Below are 20,037 nucleotides of genomic sequence, written 5' to 3'. Positions count from 1 at the left end.
GTGTGAAGGGTTTCAGTGCAATGGGTATGTCCAAAGTGGACGGTTGTCGCCAGCACGGCGCCGTCGGCTCGGGCTCGTGGAGGTCGGCGTGACCTGGCAGCCCCGCCCGCTCGCCAGCCTCCCGCTGGTGCTCGCCGGTCCTCTGCTGCGGCGGGTGGACGGCACGTCCGTCACCGTGTGGTTGGCGCTGCGCGAACCCCGCAAGGTCACGCTGCGGGTCTACTCGTCGGACGCCGACGGCGTCGGGGTGACCCAGGTCGGCGAGGGCAGCCGCAACACGGTAAAGGTGGCCGCCAACTGCCACCTGGTAGCGGTCACCGCCACCGCCGCGGCGCCGCTGGCCGCCGGAACCCTCTACCGGTACGACGTGTTCTTCGCCGCCGTCGGCGACGAGTCCGTGCCGGTACCGGCCACCGAGCCCCGGCTGTACTCCCCGAACGTGGTCGCCACCACCGTGGCCGCCGCCCGCACGGCCCTCAGCTACGCCGGGTCGGGCGCGCCGAGCCTGCCGAGCTTCGCCACCCCGCCCCAGGACCTCAACCGCCTGCGCGTGGTGCACACCTCCTGCCGCAAGCCGCACGGCGGTGGCGACGACGCGCTCGCCGTGCTCGACGAGATCCTGCGCGCCGACGCCGCCGACCCGCTCGCCCGCCCGCAGCAACTGGTGCTCAGCGGCAGCCAGATCTACGCCGACGACGTCGCGGACCCGCTGCTGGCGGTCGTCACCGGGCTGGGACGGACCCTCCAGGCCGGCCCGGAGGCGCTGCCCGGGGTCGTCGACGCGGACCCCCGGCTGCGTCCCGGACACCGCCAGGAGCTGGTCACCGGGGCCGCCGGGCTGACCGCCACGGCGGCGAAGAGCCACCTGCTGTCGTTTGCCGAGTTCTGGGCGATGTATCTGCTCGTCTGGTCCGACGTGCTCTGGCCGGAGAACCTGCCGGAGTTCGCCGACGTACACCCGGACGAGCACGCGCTGCTGGAGCGCTCGCTCACCGACTCGGGGCTCTCCGACCCGTGGGCCGCCGCGGCCCGGTACGGCCCGGCCAAGCAGCGGCGGGACACCTTCGCCGACGAACGGGCGGCGGTGCTGGAGTTCCGGTCAAGCGTCGGCGCGGTCCGCCGGGTGCTGGCGAACACCCCGACCTACCTGGTGCTCGGCGAGCACGAGGTAAGTGAGGACTGGTTCTCGACGCAGGGCTGGGCGGAGCGGGCGCTGGCCACCACCGGCGACGCCAGCGGGCTCGGCCGGCGGGTGATCCAGAACGCGCTCGCCGCGTACGCGCTCTGCCAGGCCTGGGGAAACACCCCGGAACGCTTCGCGTCCGCCGGCCCGGCCGGCGAGCCCGGCAGGCGGCTGCTTGCCGCTGTCTCGACCTGGGACGGCACCGAAAACGACACCTCAGCGACCATTCGCACCTGCGTCGGCCTGCCCACCGGCTTCAACAGCGGCGTGCCACTGCGCCCTGCCGGGGCGCTGAGCTGGCACTTCCACGTCGAGTGGGCGAAGCACCAGCTCATCGTGCTGGACACCCGGACCTCCCGGGTCTTCCTCGGCGGGCCGGGCGACCCGCCCGCCCTGCTCTACGGCGACGCCGCTCTGCAGGAACAGTTGCTGGACCCGCCGGACCTCGGCCCGGAGGCGGCCACATTCGTGGTCTCCGCGACGCCTGTGGTCGGCTACCCGTTCGTCTCCGACTTCGTGCAACAACTGCTCGGCAAGCGCTACCGGGGTCGGGCCACAGTGGACGGCGAGGCCTGGGGGCTGCAACGCGCCGGGTACGAGAAGCTGCTGTCCCGGCTGTTCAACCGGGGCGCCGCACGACCGGACGGCACCCGCCGGCAGCGACTCGTCCTGCTCTCCGGCGAGGTCGGCTACGGCTTCGCCGCGCGGCTACGCTACGAGGGCGCGGCGCCGTTCCGGGCCACCGAGCCGGTGCCCACCCGGGGGGTGCTCGCGCAGTTCGTCTCCAGCGCGGCGCGCAACGAGGACGGGCTGACCCGGTTCCTGCACGGCACCGGCTTCGACGTGACAGCCGACGTGCTGCCCCGCAGTAGCCGGGTCGGCTGGACGAACCCGGCCGGCGGGAGCCTCACCGTCGGCACCGAGCTGGTCGACACGATCACCGGGCACCTGCGGAGCGTGCCGTGGACGGTGAGCGGCACCCCCGCCGTGGCGGAGGCCGGGCCGCTGCGCACGGTCACCCGCGCCCCGGACTGGTCCTACGACCTGAGCTTCGCCAAGCACGACGCCGCCGACCCGACGATCCCGCCCCGACCCGGCTCGCCGCGACCGGTCTACCCGCCGACCGGCGACCGCTCGGCGGCCCTCGGGCAGTACCTGGCGGCCACCGAGAACCACGACGACTACCTGGGCAAGTGGGGCGACGGCAAGGAGGTGGTCGGCTACGCGAACATCGGCGAGGTCAGCCTCTCCTGGCAGCCGGGCAACGCCAAGAAGGCCATCCAGACCCTCTGGTGGCGGCTGCCCGGCCAGGACGCCGCCGCACCGTTGACCCGCTGCGTGGTCGACCTCTCCAACCGGGCGGTCGGGGCACCGCACGATCCCGACCACCTAGTCCTGATGACCGGCCGGACCGGTGCCGACGGTGTCGCCGCGACCAGCCAACCCGCCGAGGACGCCTGGGTCTACTGGCGTACCGGCGGCGGAACCCGCCGATTGCGTGCCGGCACCGACGGCTACCTCTACGCCAGTGCAGTCGCCGGCTCGATCGAGCCGTGGGACTACACCGACGCGTTCAAGCCGGCGGCGGGCAGCGTCGCCGAGGTCGCCTACAGCACCGGCGCACGACCGCTGCCGGACGCGTTGCTCGGCACCGCCGGCCTGTTCCAGCAGCGCACCGTACCGCCCATGCCACCGACCGTCGACAGGGAACCCGAGCCGGTCACGATCACCCTCCCCGCCCGTGTGCTGAGTCTGATCAGTCCCCAGGAACTGGCGCTCTGGCCGCTGCTGTGGCACGTGCCGGACACCTACGCCACGGGGAACCTCCGGCAGGAGGCCGACGCGTGGGTGGCTCCAGCCGTGGTGGACGGCAATCCGGCCCCGGCCGCGGTGGCACCGGACCGACCGGTGGAGCGTGGCCTGCGGATCGAGGGGCAGGTCGACGCCGCGGCGACCCAGGTGCGGCTACGGCTGCAGACCGCAGCCGGCGGCGCGCTGCAGTTGCGAACCGGGATCGCGGCCGACGCGCCCACCACCGACGAGGTGACGGCGACGCTGGCACCCGCGGCCGGCGGGGTCCGCACGTTCACCGCGACCGTGTTCCTGGCCAACGCGGCGGCGGCGTTCGGCCCGGTGGAGGTACTTGCCGTCGCCGAGGGCCCGGCGGTGCCACACGTCGAGTCGTTCACCCTGCATCTGTGCGGCCTGCAGACCGCGCTGGTCGACGACCCGACCGCGCAGGGGCGCGGCCCGTTGCGAGGCGAGGCCGACGAACTCCAGGTCGTGGACTTCCTGCGGTCACCACAGGACACTCTGCCCCTCCTCAGTGACCAGACGCGGGTACGCCGAATGGTGCCCTACCACTTGCGGAACGAACGGCGGCCACTCGTCCCCGGAGGGCCGGACCGGCTGCAACCGCAGATGCCGATGTGGATGGGCGAGGTGCAGTTCGTCGGTGTCACCGACGCGCAACTGCGGGACCTGCTGCGCCGGCGGTACACCCGGTCGGCGGTGCTCGACCCGCCGGACCCGGCGGCCAATCCGGCTCCGCCTCGCACGTTGCGCATCGACTGGACCTGGGACCTGCGGCTGAGCTGGGACGGCCCGGATGACAACGCTGACGCCGTGACCGGCCCGGTGCAGAACCCGCACCTCGGCCACAACTACCAGTTGGACCTGACCGGGAGCCCGACGGTGGTGCTGCACTACGGAGCCAACGGCCAGTTCACCGACGCCCAGGGTCGGGACATCGTCGTGGACGGCCAGGGGCGGGTGCCGGCAGCGTTTACGCCCGCACCGACCGCGGTCCCGTTCCCAGTCGCGAACCGGCGGTTGCCCGCCGTGCTGGTCACCGGGCAGCAACGCCCGTGGGGTCGTCACGTCGGTGCCCCGGCCCGGCCGGCGCTGGTGCTGGAGTTCCAGCCCGCGGTGACGCAGAACGGGCGGGAGGTGATCCGGGGCGGCGACGGAAGGCTGGGCGTGTCGGCCCTTTCCTTCGACAAGCGACAGTTGGATCCCGGACTAATTGCCGACGCGGCAGGAGTGCTCGGATCGCCGCCGGCCGCCGTACCGCTGCTGGTGCTGCCCGACTTTCGGGTCCTTGGGCAGAATCCGGCCCCCAACGCCGACATCGAGGCGGTGATCGAGGACTTTGTCGACGAGTACTACAACCGCAATCAGGCCCTGGACCGGGTCAGCATCCTGAGTTTGGCGTGCTGGCGGCGGACCGCGATGCTGATCTTTCGGCATGAGAGCGGCCTACGCGGCGGCTACAACCAGTTCTTTCCCGATGATACGGGCCGCTACAGGTACGAGTACCGGAACCGCGATTGGCGGTACGGCAAAGAGAAGAACATGCCGATGCTCGGGCCACCCCACGGTTACGGGATGGCGCAGCTCGACAACTGGAACGACCCCCCGGTGGGCGCCAGTGCCGACGAGGTGTGGAACTGGGTGGAGAACATCCGCACCGCCGTCCGCCTGATTTTCGAGTACTACGGCGACACGGCCTACAACGTGGTCCGGAACCACCTGCCCAACCCGATCGACCAGCGCAGCCGCGCGGTCTTCCAGCGGGAGACGATCCGCCGCTACAACGGCGGCGGTCGCGAGTTCCGGTGGGGTAACAACGGCTGGGAGATCCAGCCGACCATGCAGTTCCAGACTCCGAACACCCCTGCGGATGGCCCGAACCCCCGGCTGCTCTATCCGAACCAGGTCCTGGCCCGCGCCGGCGTCCCTGCCATCACCTACTTCACCGACGCGGCAGGCGCCGCGAACATCGCCGACGGGGCCGCCACGGTCTACAACCGACCGGCTGCCTTCACCGCGGCTCACTACGGACCGGAGACGGCATGACCGACGACGGCAACTTCCAGACACAATTGCTCGGCGAGATCGAGGCGCTGCTGTCGCCGATCACCATGGCCGCCACCAGCGAGTGGCGTCGCTCCGGCATCCTCGACTCGCTCGGCTGGGACCTCGCCGCCTTGGCGGCGATGCCGGCCGGGGAGTTCGAGAAGTGGTTGGCGGACTGCGCGGAGGCGGTCGACGGCGTACGCCGGATCGTCGAGCAGGGGCCGCCAGAGACGCTCGACGACCTGACCGCGGCGCTGAACACGGTGTCGGCGGCCGTGGCGGCGGTCAGCGGGCTGCCGCCAGCGCTGAGCGCCGGCGCGGCGAACCTGCCGCCCGCCGAGGTGCTGGCCGAGGACCTGATCACCTTCCTCACCGTCAATTTCCTGCAACGCCAGCACCCGGTGGCGTACCAGGTGGCGATCCTGTTGACGCTGCTCACCCCGGCCGGTGAGCCGCCGGTGAGCGCGCCGATGCCGGCGACCGGCACCCCGGTACGGCTGCCCCGGTCCCGACCGGAGCTGCACCTGGACCGGCTCGGTGACCTGCTCACCGACCCGGTCGGCACCCTGCGGGCGGAGTACTTCCCGGACGGGCTGGCCACCACGGCGGCGGCGGACGCGGCGGCGGCGAAGCTCTTTCCCCGCATCGCCGCCGTACTCAAGGAACTCGGCGTGCCGGCGCTGTACGGCCTGAACCCGGCCGACGGGCCGGACCTGGGTGCTGTCGGCACCGCCCTGGCCTCCCGAATGCTCACTGTGGCCGCCCCGGTCCGGGTCGGCGACGCCCAGGTCACCGTCGGGGCGAGCGCGGCGCTCTCCGCCGCCGACCGGGGCGGGCTCGGCCTGGTCCTGGCTCTGCGCGGCGCGCTGGAACTCGACCGGATCGTCGCCGGGTGGGCGTTGAAGCTGGCGGTCCAGGGAGCCGGCGCCGGCTTCGCGATCGGCCCGGACGGGCTGACCCTGCCGGCCGGCCTGGACTCGATGGTGCGGATCGCGCTCACCGCCGACCGGGTGCCCGACGCGACCGGGGTGGCCCTGCGCATCGGCAGCGCCACAGGCACCCGCCTGGAGGTGCAGGGCCTGCGGCTGGCCGTCGGCGCGGCACTGGGCGGCGGGGTGGACGACATCGAGCTGTCGATCTCGGCGGCCCGCGCGGCCCTTGTCGTCGCGGCCGGTGACGGCGACGGCTTCCTCGCCCAGGTGCTGCCGCCGCAAGGGCTGCGCGCCGAGTTCGACCTCGCGCTGACCTGGTCGCTGCGCAAGGGCCTGACGTTCCGGGGCGCGGCCGGGCTCGACGCGGACCTGCCGCTGCACATCTCGGCCGGCCCGGTCGAGATCTTCGGGCTGCACGCGGCGCTCGGCGTACGCGGCGAGGGGCTCTTCGCCGCGCTGGCCGCCTCGGCGACCCTGCGGTTGGGGCCGCTGCACGCGGTGGCCGAGCGGATCGGCGTCGAGGCGGAACTGACGTTCCCGCCGGACGGCGGCAACATCGGCCCGGCGGAGACGGCGCTGGCCTTCAAGCCGCCGTCGGGCATCGGGCTGTCGCTCGCCGCCGGGCCGCTTGTCGGCGGCGGATACCTCTTCGTGGACGCCGACGCCGGCCAGTACGCAGGCGCGCTGCACCTTCAGTTCGAGTCGATCGCGGTGAGCGCGGTCGGCCTGCTCGCCACGAAGAACCCGGACGGGACGCCGATCCGGATGCCGGACGGCAGCGACGGGTTCTCGCTGCTGGTCATCATCGCGGGGGAGTTCACCCCGATCCAGCTCGGCTTCGGCTTCACCCTCAACGGGGTCGGCGGCCTGCTCGGTGTGCACCGGACGGTGAACGTCGAGGCGTTGCGTTCCGGGGTGCGCAACGGGTCGCTGAACTCGCTGATGTTCCCCTCGGACCCGGTGGGCCGGGCCGCGGAGACGGTGGCGGCGGCCGGCGCGATCTTCCCGGTGGCGGTCGGCAGGTACGTCTTCGGCCCGATGGCGCGGCTCGGCTGGGGCACGCCGACCCTGCTCACCTTCGACCTCGGTCTGGTGCTGGAGTTGCCGGCACCGCTGCGGCTCGTGGTGCTGGGGCGGCTGCGGATGGCCCTGCCCGACGAGAAGCACCCGATCGTCAAGATCAATATGGACGTCCTGGGCATCGTCGACTTCGGCGCCGAAGAGGCATCCATCGACGCGTCGCTCTACGACTCGCAGATCGCCGGCTTCCCGATCAGCGGGGACATGGCAATGCGGATGTCCTGGGGCGCGAAGCCGACGTTCGCGCTCGCGGCCGGCGGGTTCAACCCGAGGTTCCAGCCGCCGCCGAACTTCCCGCAACTGCGTCGGCTCGCGATCGCCCTCTCGGAGAAGAACAACCCTCGGCTGCGACTGGAGTCGTACCTGGCTCTGACCTCGAACACCGTGCAGTTCGGTGCCCGGCTGGAGGTCTACGCCGAGGCGGCCGGCTTCAACGTCTCCGGGATGCTGTCCTTCGACACCCATGTGCAGTTGGCGCCGTTGAGCTTCGTCGCCGACATCGCGGCGATGGTGGCACTGCGCCGGGGCAAGCGGGAGCTGATGGCCGTCGCGCTCAGCGTGACGCTCAGCGGGCCCCGGCCGTGGCGGGCGCGCGGCAAGGCCAGGTTCAAGGTGGTGTTCGTCAGCGCCTCGGTCTCGTTCGACCTGACCATCGGGTCGCGTACGCCACCGCCGCTGCCCACACCTGTCGACGTCGGCGGGCAGCTCGACGCGGCATTCGCCGACCCGCGCAACTGGACGGCGCAACTGCCGCCACGGGGAGAGGCACTGGTCACCCTGCGCAAGATCGAGCCCACGGCCGGGCAACTGCTGGCCCACCCGCTCGGCGCGATAGCGGTCACCCAACAAGTCGCCCCGCTGGGCCTGACCATCAACAGGTACGGCAGCGCGCCGGTGACCCAGAAGACCGCGTACACGATCGCGTCGGTGCGGTTCGGCGGGGTCGACGCCACCGACGCCGGCACGGTCACCTACGAGCATTTCGCGCGTGCCCAGTTCCAGACCATTACCGACGACCAACTGCTCTCCACCCCCTCCTTCGAGCGGATGGAGGCGGGCCGCGGCTTCTCCTCCCCGGAGATGGAGTACGACCTGACAGCCCCGCCACCGGTGCCGCTCGGCTACGACGTGCTGATCATCGACGAGCCCGACGTCGCCGCCCGTACCCCCGTCGGGGCCGGGCGGGCGAAGCGGTCGGCGGTCGACCCGGCACCGGCCATGCGGCCGATGGACGGCCCGACACTGAAGCGCCTGACCCGATCCAGCGCCGCCGCGCTGGCCCCCGCACGGGCCACCGGCCCGGGCGTCTACCGCACCGGGCTGACGCCCCTGGTGCGGTTCACCGAGCCGGTCGCCGGCTCGCGCACCCCCGAGGAGGCACGCCGGTGACGGCACAACTGCACTTCCTGGCGTACGTCCGGCAGGGGCTGGCCGCCGCCGGAGCGGTGGCCGACCCGATCGAGGCGGACATCCCCGCCCGGCAGCCGGTCACTGTGGGCGTCCGGCTGGCCGGTCGCACCGAGCACACGTTCGACATCCGCCTGTACGGGCCGGGCGACATCCGGGGCATCGACACCCGTCAGGTGATCCGCACCGATCCGCCGGAGCGGGCCAGCGACTTCGAGCCCAACAACCTGGTCACCATCGAGTTCGACAGGCCGGACTTCCCGTGGCTGTTCACCCCCGCCGCGCCCGGCAGCCGGCAGCGGCTGCGCCCCTGGCTGTTCCTGGTCGTGGTGCCGGTGGCGAACTCCCAGCTGCGTACCGACACCGGCGCCCCGCTGCCGGTGCTGGAGTGCGCGCTGCCGGACCTGCCCGACCTGGCCGAGTCGTGGGCCTGGGCGCACGCCCAGGTCGCCACCACCGGGGCGGGCGAGCCGGTCGCCGAGGTGCTGGCCGGTGACCCGCACCGCACGCTGTCCCGGCTGATCAGCCCACGCCGGCTGGCCGCCGGCATCGCGTACCGGGCCTGCCTGGTGCCGGCGTTCGAGGCCGGCCGGCGGGCCGGGTTGGGGTTGCCCGTCGACGACGGCGAGGCCCTCGCTCCGGCCTGGGCACCCGGGCTCGGGGCCGCGCCGCCGCTGCCGGTCTATCACAGCTGGGAATTCGCCACCGGGGCCGACGGCGACTTCGAGTCCCTGGTCCGGCGGCTGCAGGCCCGGGGTCTGCCCGCCGACGCGGGGCTGCGCCCGATGCTCCTCGGCCGGTCCGGGGTGCCCGGGCTCGACCCGTCGGTGCCGACGGTGACGCTGGGTGCCGAGGGCGCGTTGCGCGGCGCGCTCACCATGCCGACCATCTGGCCGGCGCAGTCCCGGGAGGCGTTCGAGGAGTTGCTGCGCGCGCTGATCGCCGACACCGGCACCCGGCTCGGCCCGCCGCTCTACGGCGGACGGTACGCCGGCGTCGACCGGGTACCCGGCGACGCGGCCCACCCGCACTGGCTCCGGGAGCTGAACCTCGACCCCCGGCACCGGATCGCCGCCGCGCTCGGCACCCGTGTGGTGCGCGAGCAGCAGGAGGAGCTGATGGCGGCGGCCTGGGAGCAGGCGGCCGAGGTGCAGCGGGCCAACGAGGCCGTACGCCAGGCCCAACTCGCCGCCGAGGTCAGCCGCTCGACGTACGACCGCAGGATCGCCGGTCCGGAGGGGGCCGGTCTCGCCCGGTCCGGCACCGGCCGGCTCGCCCTCGGCGGCCCGCTGGCGGCCGGCCGGCTGTTGCAGGTCTCCGGGGCGGTGCTGGACGCCGTGACGGTCACCCCCCGCGGCAAGCGGCTGGTCAGCGGCGAACTGCACCGCAACCCGACCGCGACGGCGACGCTGTCGGCGACGTTCCGCCGGATGACCCGGCCGGACGGTCCACTGGCCCGACGGGCCGGCGTCGACGCGCTGGACTCGGTGGTGGAGGCGGCGGCGAGCAACGAGGTGACCGCGACGCCCCCGGATCAGCCGCCGGCGGGCACTGTGCTCTTCGACGACGTCGCGGGTGACGACATCGCCTTCCACCTGCTCAACAGGACCCGCATCGACCGCGCCGAGCCCTGGTGGCGGGGACGCACCGCGAGCCTCACCGCAGCCCCCGCGACCGTCATCGCGGTGCCGGCTCCGGAAACGGATTCCGTCCGGCCTGCTCCGGTGCCCGAGGCCGCGCTGGCTCTGCCGGCGACGGACGACGGCAGCAGCGGTCCGGGACTTGTCGCGCTGCCCGACACGCCGGTCGGCACCGCCACGGCCGAGCAGTTCGGCCCGGGGTGGACAGGGGCGCCGCTACGACCGCGCGATCAGTACTGGCCGCCGCAGGACCCGCCGCCGGACCCGGAGCCGATCCCGGACCCGCCGCAGCCGCTGCCGGTGCCGTACCCGGACACCAGTCCTCTGCCGGCGGGCGTGCTCGCCCAGCCGACCGGCCTGCCGGGCGTGGTGCTCAGCCCGCCCGGGCCGGCGGTGAACGACCGGCAGACGTTCGTCACCACCACCGACGGCCGGTTGTTCGAGCGGTCCCACGACGGCACCCGGTGGCTCTGGTTCGACCACGGAGCGCCGACCGGCACCCAGGCCGCCGGGGTCGAGCCCGGCGGTGTCATGGACGGCGGCCGACGGATCTTCGTCGCCAGCGTGCACGGCGCCCTTTTCGAGCACTACCGCGAGGACGATCGCTGGTACTGGCGTAAGCATCCGATCCCGCCCGGCAGCTATGGGCTCGGCACGTCACCGTTCCTGGTGCTCAACAACCAGAGCATCTTCGTGACCACCACCACCAACGGGGGCGGCAACCGGCTCTGGGAGCGGCGTCGCGACGGCGCACAGTGGAGTTGGGTCGACCACGGCAACCCCAGCCACTACAGCACCGAGAAGATCATCGGCACCCCGGGCAGCGCCCAGGGCAACACAAGCTTCTTCGTCACGAGCGACGCCGGCCGGCTGTGGCAGCGCTACTGGACCGGCACCCGCTGGGAGTGGCGCTTGCACGGGCGCCCGAACGGGGTCCCGCTGTGGCAGATCTCGCCGCGCACCGCCCCGGTAAGCGTGTTCGCCATCTCCTACGACGGTCGGCTGTTCGAACGGCGACTGACCAACAGCACCTGGGTCGAGCACGGCGCCCCGCCGGGGACCACGCTCAGTAACGCCCCCGGCGACATCATCGTCAGCGGAAACGAGGTGATGGTCTTCTGCGGCGCCTCCGACGGACGGCTGTACATGCGGCTGTGGAACGGGTCGGCCTGGTCGTGGCAGAACCTGGATTTCCCACCCGGCACGAGGGTGATGCAGGTGCCCGGCGCGGCGATGTGGGGCCGGTTGACGGTCTTCGTGACAGGCAGCGACGGCCGCCTCTTCTCGGTGAGCCGCACCGGCAACCGGTGGACTTGGGATGACCCGCACGGCTTCCCCACGGATTCCCGGGGCGCCGGCCCCATCGCCGCGCAGCCGGTCGGCGGGACCCGCTGGGCGCTGCCGCTGGGCTTCATGTCCAACCTGGTCGCCGCGCACGTCGACAACGGCGCGACCGACAACGTCATCTACCACCGGGTGGGTCGCAACCTCGGGTTCGAGGCCGAGGTGCGCGGCGGCTGGACCGCGCAGATCGACAAGCCGGGGCCGATCGGCTGGGAGACCCAGGGCCTGGGCATCGCGGTCGCCGATGTCAACGGCAACGGCCAACCCGACCTGGTGGTGATGTGGGTCGACAACCCGGCCGGCGCCAACGCCGTGCACTACCAGATCGGCTGGAACCTCGGTGCCACAGGTGAGGTGACCGGCGGGTGGAGCGCGGTGCACAGGCTTCCCGACGAGGTGGCCGCCGAGATCCAGGGCGCCGACCTCGCCGTGGCGGACCTCGACGGCGACGGCCGTCCCGAGCTGATCCTGGCGTACGCCACAGGCGGTGCCGCACCAGGGCTGTACTACCGGGTTGGCTGGCGGCTGGACGCCCAGGGTGCGATCAGTCAGGGATGGTCCGACGCGGTGTCGGTGCCCTGGACGCCGGGGCCGGTGCAGGGCGTCGGGGTGGCCGTCGCCGACCTCAACGACAACCTGACGCCGGACATCGTCGTGCTCACCATCGAGCCGGCGGGCGGCACCAACCAGGCTGTCTACCGGATCGGGTGGCAGCTCAACGCCAGGGGCCGGGTCACCGACGGCTGGGCGCCGGCGAAGGTGGTCGGCGGCGGCCCGCTGCCGGCGGCGCACCAGGGCGCCGGCATCGCCGTCATGGATGTCACCGGCACCCGCCGGGCCGACCTGGTGCTGTTCCACGTGGCGAACCCGGCCCAGGCCAACCGCGGCTACTACCGGGTCGGCTGGGACCTGGACCGGCACGGGGTGGCCCGGCAGTGGTCGGCCGACGCCGAGGTCCCCGGGTGGTTCGGGTGGGAGGGGCAGGGGGCGGCGGTCGCCGTCGCCGACCTCGACCCGGCGTTGACGGCCGCCCGCACGGCGATGGGTGACCTGTTCGCCGCCGCGGCCGGGCGGCACCAGGACCGGGTTGTGGCGGCCCAGGCGCTGGCCCGGCCGAAGCAACGGGTCACTGTCGACACCGCCACGCTTGCGGCCCGGGTGACCACCGCCCTGGAACCCGTCGGCGGGATCACCGACCAGACCGCCGGCCGGTTGAAGCTGGCCGGCGCCGAGTCGGCACAAGAACTGCGCGAACTGGTGGTGGTGCCCCGGTTCCCGCGCCCGATGTACGAGGCGCTGCGGGACCTGTCCCAGGAGCTGCTCTTTCCCGGCGTGTCAGCGATTCCGCCGGAGACGGTCACCCTGTTGCGGGTCAACGCGTCCTTCGTGGAGGCGTTCATGGTGGGTCTCAACTCCGAGTTGGGCCGGGAGATGCTGTGGCGGCGGTACCCGACCGACCTGGGTGCCACCTTCTTCTCCCAGTTCTGGGACGTCCGGTCCGCGCAGCCGTCCGTCGGCCCGCTTGCGGACATCCCACCGATCCGGGGCTGGAAGCCCGCCAACGGGCTGGGCGAGAACGCCACAGCGGTCGGTGCCGGCGACCTACTTGTCGTGTTGATCCGCGGCGAGTTGCTGCGTCGGTACCCGGGCACGGCGATCTACGTGCAGAAGGCATTCTTCGCCGAGGACGGCAGCCGGCAGTTGGCCGACGAGACACGCGAGCCGCAGTTCGCCGGCCGCCTCGACCCGGACATCCAGTTCTTCGGCCTGCCGCTGGGAGTGTCCGACGCGCGGGGTAGTGACACCGACGCCGGCTGGTTCATCGTGCTGCGGCAGCCGCCGACCGACGCCCGGTTCGGGCTGGACGCCCCTCCGGACGGGGCGAGCTTCGGCGGCGCCCCGACGCGCTGGTCGGACCTGCACTGGCGACACCTGACGGCCGACCCGGCCGAGGAGCAGCGACTGCGACACGCTCAGGCCGCCGGCCGGCTGGGCAGCCTGCGACTCGGAGGCCTGGAATGGGGCTACAACGGTGCCCACCAGGCGCAGATCACTCTCCAACGGCCGGTCCTTGTGGCGATCCATGCCAGCGACATGATCCCGCCGATCGACGACTCCTGGCAGATCGAGGCCGTCGCCCGGCACACCGCCGGGGTGCCCCAGCACCGGATCGTCGCCGTCGGCGGGCACCGTGCCGACGGCACGCCCTGGCGGATGAGCACCGAGGACGTGATCGCCGCGATCGGCCGACACGAACGATTCTTCGTCGAACGCCCGGTCGGTGACCAGGTCCAGGTGCTTGTCTCCCGGACCGCGACCGGTCGGCCGTACCTCACCACCGAGGCCGACGGCGACCTGCCCAACAACCTGCTATTCCTGCCCGAACTGGCCGAGGACGCGTGATGACTGCACCCAACCCGCTGTGGCACCTGCCCACCCAGTGGCCGGTGGCCCTGCTGCCGGTGCGCGTGGAGACCCGATTCGTCGACACCGGCCCGACCGGCACCGAGCTGTGGCTACGGGTGCTGCCGGACGTGCTGCACGTCGACACCCACCAGCCCGATCTGACCGACGACGAGGTGGCCTGGGGCAAGCAGTACTGGATCGACGTGTGGCGGGCCGGCTGGGTCGCCGCCGACGAGGTCACCGCCTGGCGGCGGCTGTGCCAGCTCGTCGACCCGGAACGGGCCGTCTGGATCGCCCGGGCGTTGGAGCCGTCGCCGGCCGGCCGGCCGAGCCAGCCCGTCCCACCCGGCCGGCGACTGCCGCGGGCCCCGGACTTCCCGCGGGTGGCCGGCGGCGCCGACGCCTGGGACCGCGCGCCGGAGGCCCGCGCCCTGCCGAGCCACTGGCACGTCACCCTGTGGAAGACCGGCGTCGAGCCGGTGTACGCGGAGTCCACGCCTGTGCAACGCCCACTGTTCGTCGGCCCGTCGCCGTCTGTCGACCTGACCTCGGTCGGCGACGACGAGCCCCCGGTCGACGACCAGAGCCGGTGGCTTGTCGACTTCGAGGCCGCTGTCGGCGCCGGCATGGCGATGCGGATCCCGCTGCCGCCGCAGATGGCCCAGGGCGGCATCGACCGGCTCGTCGTGTTCGGTGTGGACACCGACGAGGTGGTCGCGCCGGAGACCCCGGCCGGGCGCGGCGCCCGGGTGCTCGGTGAACTGCTCGATGCCCACTTCCACACCCACGGGCTCGGTTTCGTGCCGCCGGGCACCCCGACGAACAACACGGCCGGTGCTCGCGCCGGCCACGACCCGGACGACCCGGAGCGGATCGACAGGCTGCGGGTGCTGCCCGGCCAGGAGCCGCCGGCCGAGGTGGACGGCGACGCACCGGTCACCGCCCGGGCGCTCGGTGTCCCGCTCGTCGCGCAGCCGGGCGACCCGCTGCACGTCGTCCGGGACGGCACTGTCACCGGGTCGCCCCGGGCGCTTGCCCGCGCCGCGCTCCGCCCGGAAGGGCCGCCCGCCGCCCCGGCCCGTGCCGCGGTGTCCCAAACCGCGGGTGCCCGACACATGAACACTGTCACCTGGGCCGCGACCTGGGGATACTTCCTCAGCGACATGGTGACAGGTGTGGTCACCGAGGACGACATCAGGCACGGGCGGCGGCACTACATCGAGCACGTACGGGCCGCCGGGCCGGTGCCGGCGTTGCGGGTCGCCGAGCAGCCGTACGGGGTGCTGCCGGTGACGGCGCTGGACCGGTGGACAGGCACCGACAACCGGGACACCGCTCTGGTCGGTTTCCTCCGGCTGCTGCGGGACAGGGTGTGGCGCCCGTCGGCCACGGAGATCGAGCCGGACACCGGCCTGCCGGGCGTACCCCGCATCGGTGGTCCGGGCGACCCGCAGGAGGTGCTGTTGCGGATCCTGGGCCAGGGGCCGCTGGGGTCGCAATGGCAGGCGCGCAGCCTGCTCGGCATGGACTACCTGACGCACCTGTGGCGGTTCCTGCGGCTCGACATGGACGAGAACTGGCGGGTACGGCAGGCGTTCGAGCCCAGCCAGGTGATGGCGCTGCTCGAACTCGACTGGGACACCCGGCTGGCCCAGGCCACCTTCGCGGAGCGGGCCTTTCCGATCGGCGGTCCCCTTGTCGCTCCGCCCGAGGGCGTGGGACCGGCCGACTACCTGCCCTGGTTCGCCGCGCTGGAACGGACCTGGACCGACCTGCGCGACCAGGCGGAGACGAACGGCACGGCCACCCCGCTGCTCTACCGGCTGCTGCGCCAGTCCGCCCTGGCCGAGTACGCCACAGCGGCCCGCCGGCTCCAGCAGGTGGTGGCGCCGCTGCCCGCCGACGCGTACCGGGACGCGGAGCTGATCGACATCCGCCCCGACCGGACGAGCTGGCCGCTCTGGCGCCAACTGGCACGCGAGGTCCCGCTGCCGGGCGGGTCGACAGCAGTGGTCGGCGAGCACCTGCGTACCGCCCCGGGCACCGACCTGGTCGCGTTCCGGGAGAGCGCGTTGGCGCTTGCCGCGTACCCGGCCGCCGAACTGGAACGGCTGCTCGCCGAGTCGATCGACCTCTGCTCGTACCGGCTCGACGCCTGGATCACCTCGTACGCGACGAAGCGGCTCGCCACGATGCGCCGGACCCAGCCGAACGGGGTGCACCTGGGCGGGTACGGCTGGGTGGAGAACCTGCGCCGCAGCGGCACCGCCGCCGACCCGGCCGTGCTTCGGGAGGGCGCCCCGGACGCCGGGTACGTGCACGCGCCGTCGCTCGGTCAGGCCACCACCGCCGCGGTGCTGCGCGCCGGATATCGGGCGCACCGCTCCAGCGCTGACAACCCGCTCGCGGTCGACCTCAGCTCCGACCGGGTACGGCTGGCCAGTTGGCTCCTCGACGGCGTACGCCAGGGGCAGCCCCTCACCGAGCTGCTCGGCTACCGGTTCGAGCGTCAACTCCAGGACCACCCCCGGGTGCTGGAGCAGTACCTGCCCCGGTTGCGGGAGATCGCGCCGATACGGGCCCTGCGGGTGCAGCACGGCGCCGAGGTGGAGCCGGTCGTCGCCTCCGCCGCCGTGGTGGACGGCCTCGACCTCTACCAGCGGTGGCGTGACGGCGGGATCGACTGGGCCGGTGATCCGGAGTTGCCGAACCCCGGCAACGGCGACCAGGTGGCGCTCGCCGAGGTGCTCACCTCGCTGGGCGAGGCGATCGACGCGGTGGCCGACGCGCTGCTGGCCGAGAGCGTGCACCAGGCGGCGCAGGGCAACCCGATGCGGACCGGGGCCACCCTGGACGCCGCCTCCCGGGGCGACGTACCCGCCAGCGAGCTGGAGTTCGCCCGGACCCCGCGCACCGGCCTGGCGATCACCCACCGGGTGGTGCTGCTCGGCAACGACTGGCCGGCGGCGACGCCGGACTGGCCGACCACCGGGCCGACTCCCCGGGCGGCGGCCGAGCCCCGGCTCGACGCGCTTGTCGGCGGGCTGCTGCCCCGTCCGGCGTCGGTGCGTGCCCGGGTGGAGTGGGCCGGGCCGGGCGCCCCGCTCATCGGCGAGGTCAGCCTCGACCGGATCGGCCGGTCGCCACTGGACCTGCTCGCGCTCACCGACGCTGAGGAGATCTCCGCCGACGGCGAGCTGGTGGCCCGGGTCCTGGACGCCGCGACCCCGCCCGCAGGCGCGACCGGGTCCCGGCCGCAGCGGGTGCTGCCGGGCCGGGGCGGGGACTGGGCGGCCGACGTGCTGGCGCTGGACGAGTTCGTCGAGGTCGCCCGCGCCGTCCGTACCCTTGTCGCCTCGGCCCGCCCGCTGACCGCCGCCGACCTCACCCCCGGCGGTGCCGAGGCGGACACCGAAAGCACCGGACCGGACGCGGACCCGACTCTGCCCGACCGCGCCGACGACGCGGCGGACCTGCTGGGACGGCTCGTCACCGACCTGGCGAGCGAGGACCCGGCCGTACTCGGTCCGGCGCTGGCGACCGCCGCCGGCATCGGGGTGCTGGGCGCGTACGTCGGTCCGGACGCGACGCCGCCGGCACTGCTGGCCCGGGCCCGCGCGGTCGGCGCGGAGGCCGGTGCCCGGCATGCGGCCCTGCTCGCGTTGACCGCCAGCTTCGACCGGGCCGGGGCCACCGTCGAGCAGCGCCGGGACCATGACGTGGCCCGGTTGCAGGCGGTCTTCGGGGCGGACTTCCGGGTCCTGCCGGCGTTCACCCTCGCCGATCCGGCCGGCCTGAGCGAGGCGCTTGCCGCGAGCACCGACCTACAGGGCGGGTCGCCACACGAGGCCAGCGACTGGCTGGCCGACTCGGCGCCGGTCCGGGCCGGCGCCGACCGGCTGGAGACGGTACGCGGCTACGCACAGGCGGTCCGTCCCGACCGGTACCAGGACCTGCGAGTGGCGCAGCTTCCGTACAAGCCCCACGACAGGTGGGTGGGGCTTCGCTTCGGTGCCGACCGACCCGCCGGATCCCGTCTGTCGATAGTTGTCGACGCGCCGGCCACCGTCGACCCGGCCGCGCCGCTGTGCGGCCTGCTCGTCGACGAGTGGGTCGAGGTGGTGCCGAACGAGGACGAGACCACAGGTGTCGCGTTCCACGCCGAGACGCCCGGTCAGGCGGCACCGCAGGCCATCCTGCTCGCCGTGCCGGCGGACGACGCGCCGATGTGGACCCGGGACGCCCTGGAACGCACGCTCGTGGAGACCCTCGAACTCGCCCCGCTGCGGGCCATCGACGTGGCGACCCTCGGCGAGGTCGGCCAGTTCCTGCCGGCGCTCTACGTCCCGTTCAACACCGACGGCGAAACCGCCGCCACCGACCTCACCCGTACCGTCCCCGCAGGCTAAGGAACCCACGATGTCCTCTGTCACCTCATGGACCCGGCTCGAACCGGGTGCCCGCAGCGACGATCTCGCCCCCGGCCTACAGGCCCGGATTCACGACCCGCTCTGGATGCTGGCCCGGCAGTGGCAGTTGGGCGAGTTCACAGGCGAGGACGCCGGTTCGCCGGTGTCGGTCAGCCTGCGGGCGGAGGTCACACCTGTGACCCACTACCGGCCGCACGGCGGCACCCTGCGGCCCTACGATCGGGGCCGCCCGCTGGAGACGGCTGTCGAGGCCGGCTCTTCCGGCCGGCTCACCGACCTGCGGATCGCGGCCCGGGCCGGCCAGCACTTCCTGCGGCTGCTCGGCGGAGATCAGTCACTGGCCGGCTACCGGGACCGCTTCGCCGCGGCGTACCCGCTGACCCTCGACGACGGCGGTGACGGCCCGCTGGACCCGCAGAGCCGACGCTGGTTGTCGGTGCTGGCACGGCGGACGCCGAGCGGCGCCGAGTTGCTGCCGGAGATGCGCGCTCTGGCCGAGAACGGCACGCCGCCGACCCGGGTGACGGTGGCCTTCGCGGACCTGCGGGCGCTGCGGTCCCGGGCCCGGTCGTGGCTGGCCTGGCTCGACTCGCTGGGGCTCGCCCCGGACGGCACCGAGACCGCACCGCCGGCCTGGGATCCGTCCCGGATGGAGTACCGGTTCGAGGTGGCCGCACGCTCCGGCGGTGTCGACACGGTGCTCTCCGCCGACGAGTACGACGGCGGACGGCTCGACTGGTACTCGTTCAGCCTGGACACCGGCGCCACGCTGCCCGCGGCCGATCCGGTCGAGACGCCGGCCGAGGAGATCATCCGGACCGTGCTGCCGGCCCCGGCCGGCTATCCGGGGATGCCGGCGGCGCGGTGGTGGGAGTTCGAGGACGCGCGGGTGGACTACGGGCGGGTGGAGGCGGAGCCGACCGACCTGTCCCGGCTGCTGCTCGTGGAGTACGCAACCGTCTACAGCAACGACTGGTACCTGCTGCCGCTGACTCTGCCGGTGGCCTCCGTGGTGCAGATCGGGTCGCTTGTGGTCACCGACACCTTCGGCTTCCGGACCCTGATCCGCCCCGCCGGTGCGCTGCCCGGCGACGGTCAGGACTGGAGTCTGTTCCGGCACAGCGTCCCAGGTCCGGGGGCTGCGGCAGGTGAGCGCTCGGACCACTTCCTGGTCGCGCCGGCGATCGCCGACAGCCTGGAGGCCGAGCCGGTGGAGGAGGTCCGGTTCTTCCGGGACGAGATGGCAAACGTCGCCTGGGCTGTGGAGACCACTGTGGCGGGGGCGACCGACCGCCGGGTACGCCGGCACGAGACGGCGGACCTAGCTGGCGCCGACGCGTCGGTTGGCTCCGGCGGCCCGGCGGCGGCCTCCGGTGCGGCGGGAGCGGACCACTACCGGCTTGCCACGAGCGTGCCGGAGCACTGGTTCCCGTTGCTGCCTGTGGAACCGGCCCGGGGCGCCTATCTGCTGCGCCGGGGCAGTGTCCCCCGACGCGACGAGGGGCAGACCGTGGACCCCCGGCCGCGTGGTGAACTGCTCGAACCAGGGCGCGACCTGACGATCCACTCGGAGGAGGTGCCGCGCGAGGGGCTGCACGTCACCCGCGTGCACCAGCGGGCCCGTTGGTCGGACGGGTCGACGTACACCTGGATCGGCCGCCGGAAGCGACCGGGTCGTGGCGAGGGGTCGAGCGGCCTGGTCTTCGACGTCGTCGAGCAGGGCCCGGCCGGGTAGACCGGCCCTGGACGCGACGGAC

General features: G+C 73.4%; 5 protein-coding genes. All 5 read left to right on the top strand.

The features are described from left to right. Positions 1 to 88 precede the first annotated feature (88 nt). The 5 genes from ACFY2Q_RS17385 to ACFY2Q_RS17365 are packed head-to-tail and all read left to right on the top strand — an operon-like array spanning position 89 to position 20,015. Entirely contained in the window at positions 89 to 5,041 is a 4,953-nt protein-coding gene (locus ACFY2Q_RS17385; RefSeq protein WP_387131242.1) for a hypothetical protein, read from the top strand. Continuing rightward, positions 5,038 to 8,442, top strand: a complete 3,405-nt coding sequence (locus ACFY2Q_RS17380; protein ID WP_387131241.1) for a DUF6603 domain-containing protein — start codon at positions 5,038 to 5,040, stop codon at positions 8,440 to 8,442. Before ACFY2Q_RS17385 ends, ACFY2Q_RS17380 begins: the two co-directional genes overlap by 4 nt. Further along, positions 8,439 to 13,847, top strand: coding sequence for a DUF3892 domain-containing protein (locus tag ACFY2Q_RS17375; RefSeq protein ID WP_387131240.1), 5,409 nt, complete (start codon positions 8,439 to 8,441; stop codon positions 13,845 to 13,847). The genes ACFY2Q_RS17380 and ACFY2Q_RS17375 overlap by 4 nt, the downstream gene beginning before the upstream one ends. Further along, entirely contained in the window at positions 13,847 to 18,259 is a 4,413-nt protein-coding gene (locus tag ACFY2Q_RS17370) for a hypothetical protein (RefSeq protein WP_387131238.1), read from the top strand. Before ACFY2Q_RS17375 ends, ACFY2Q_RS17370 begins: the two co-directional genes overlap by 1 nt. Before the next feature lie 10 nt (positions 18,260 to 18,269). Further along, positions 18,270 to 20,015 carry a hypothetical protein gene (locus tag ACFY2Q_RS17365; protein ID WP_387131237.1) on the top strand — a complete coding sequence of 582 codons (1,746 nt, stop codon included), beginning with the start codon at positions 18,270 to 18,272 and terminating at the stop codon, positions 20,013 to 20,015. The last annotated feature ends 22 nt before the right edge of the window (positions 20,016 to 20,037 follow it).

The sequence above is a fragment of the Micromonospora sp. NPDC000316 genome (assembly GCF_042898885.1).
In the GTDB taxonomy this organism is placed as follows: domain Bacteria; phylum Actinomycetota; class Actinomycetes; order Mycobacteriales; family Micromonosporaceae; genus Micromonospora.
This window is presented reverse-complemented; position numbering and strand designations above follow the sequence as displayed.

Excerpts from the sequence above, each read along its gene's own strand:
- ACFY2Q_RS17365 (WP_387131237.1), top strand. The coding sequence starts at position 18,270 with ATGTCCTCTGTCACCTCATGGACCCGGCTCGAACCGGGTGCCCGCAGC.
- ACFY2Q_RS17370 (WP_387131238.1), top strand. The coding sequence starts at position 13,847 with ATGACTGCACCCAACCCGCTGTGGCACCTGCCCACCCAGTGGCCGGTG.
- ACFY2Q_RS17380 (WP_387131241.1), top strand. The coding sequence starts at position 5,038 with ATGACCGACGACGGCAACTTCCAGACACAATTGCTCGGCGAGATCGAG.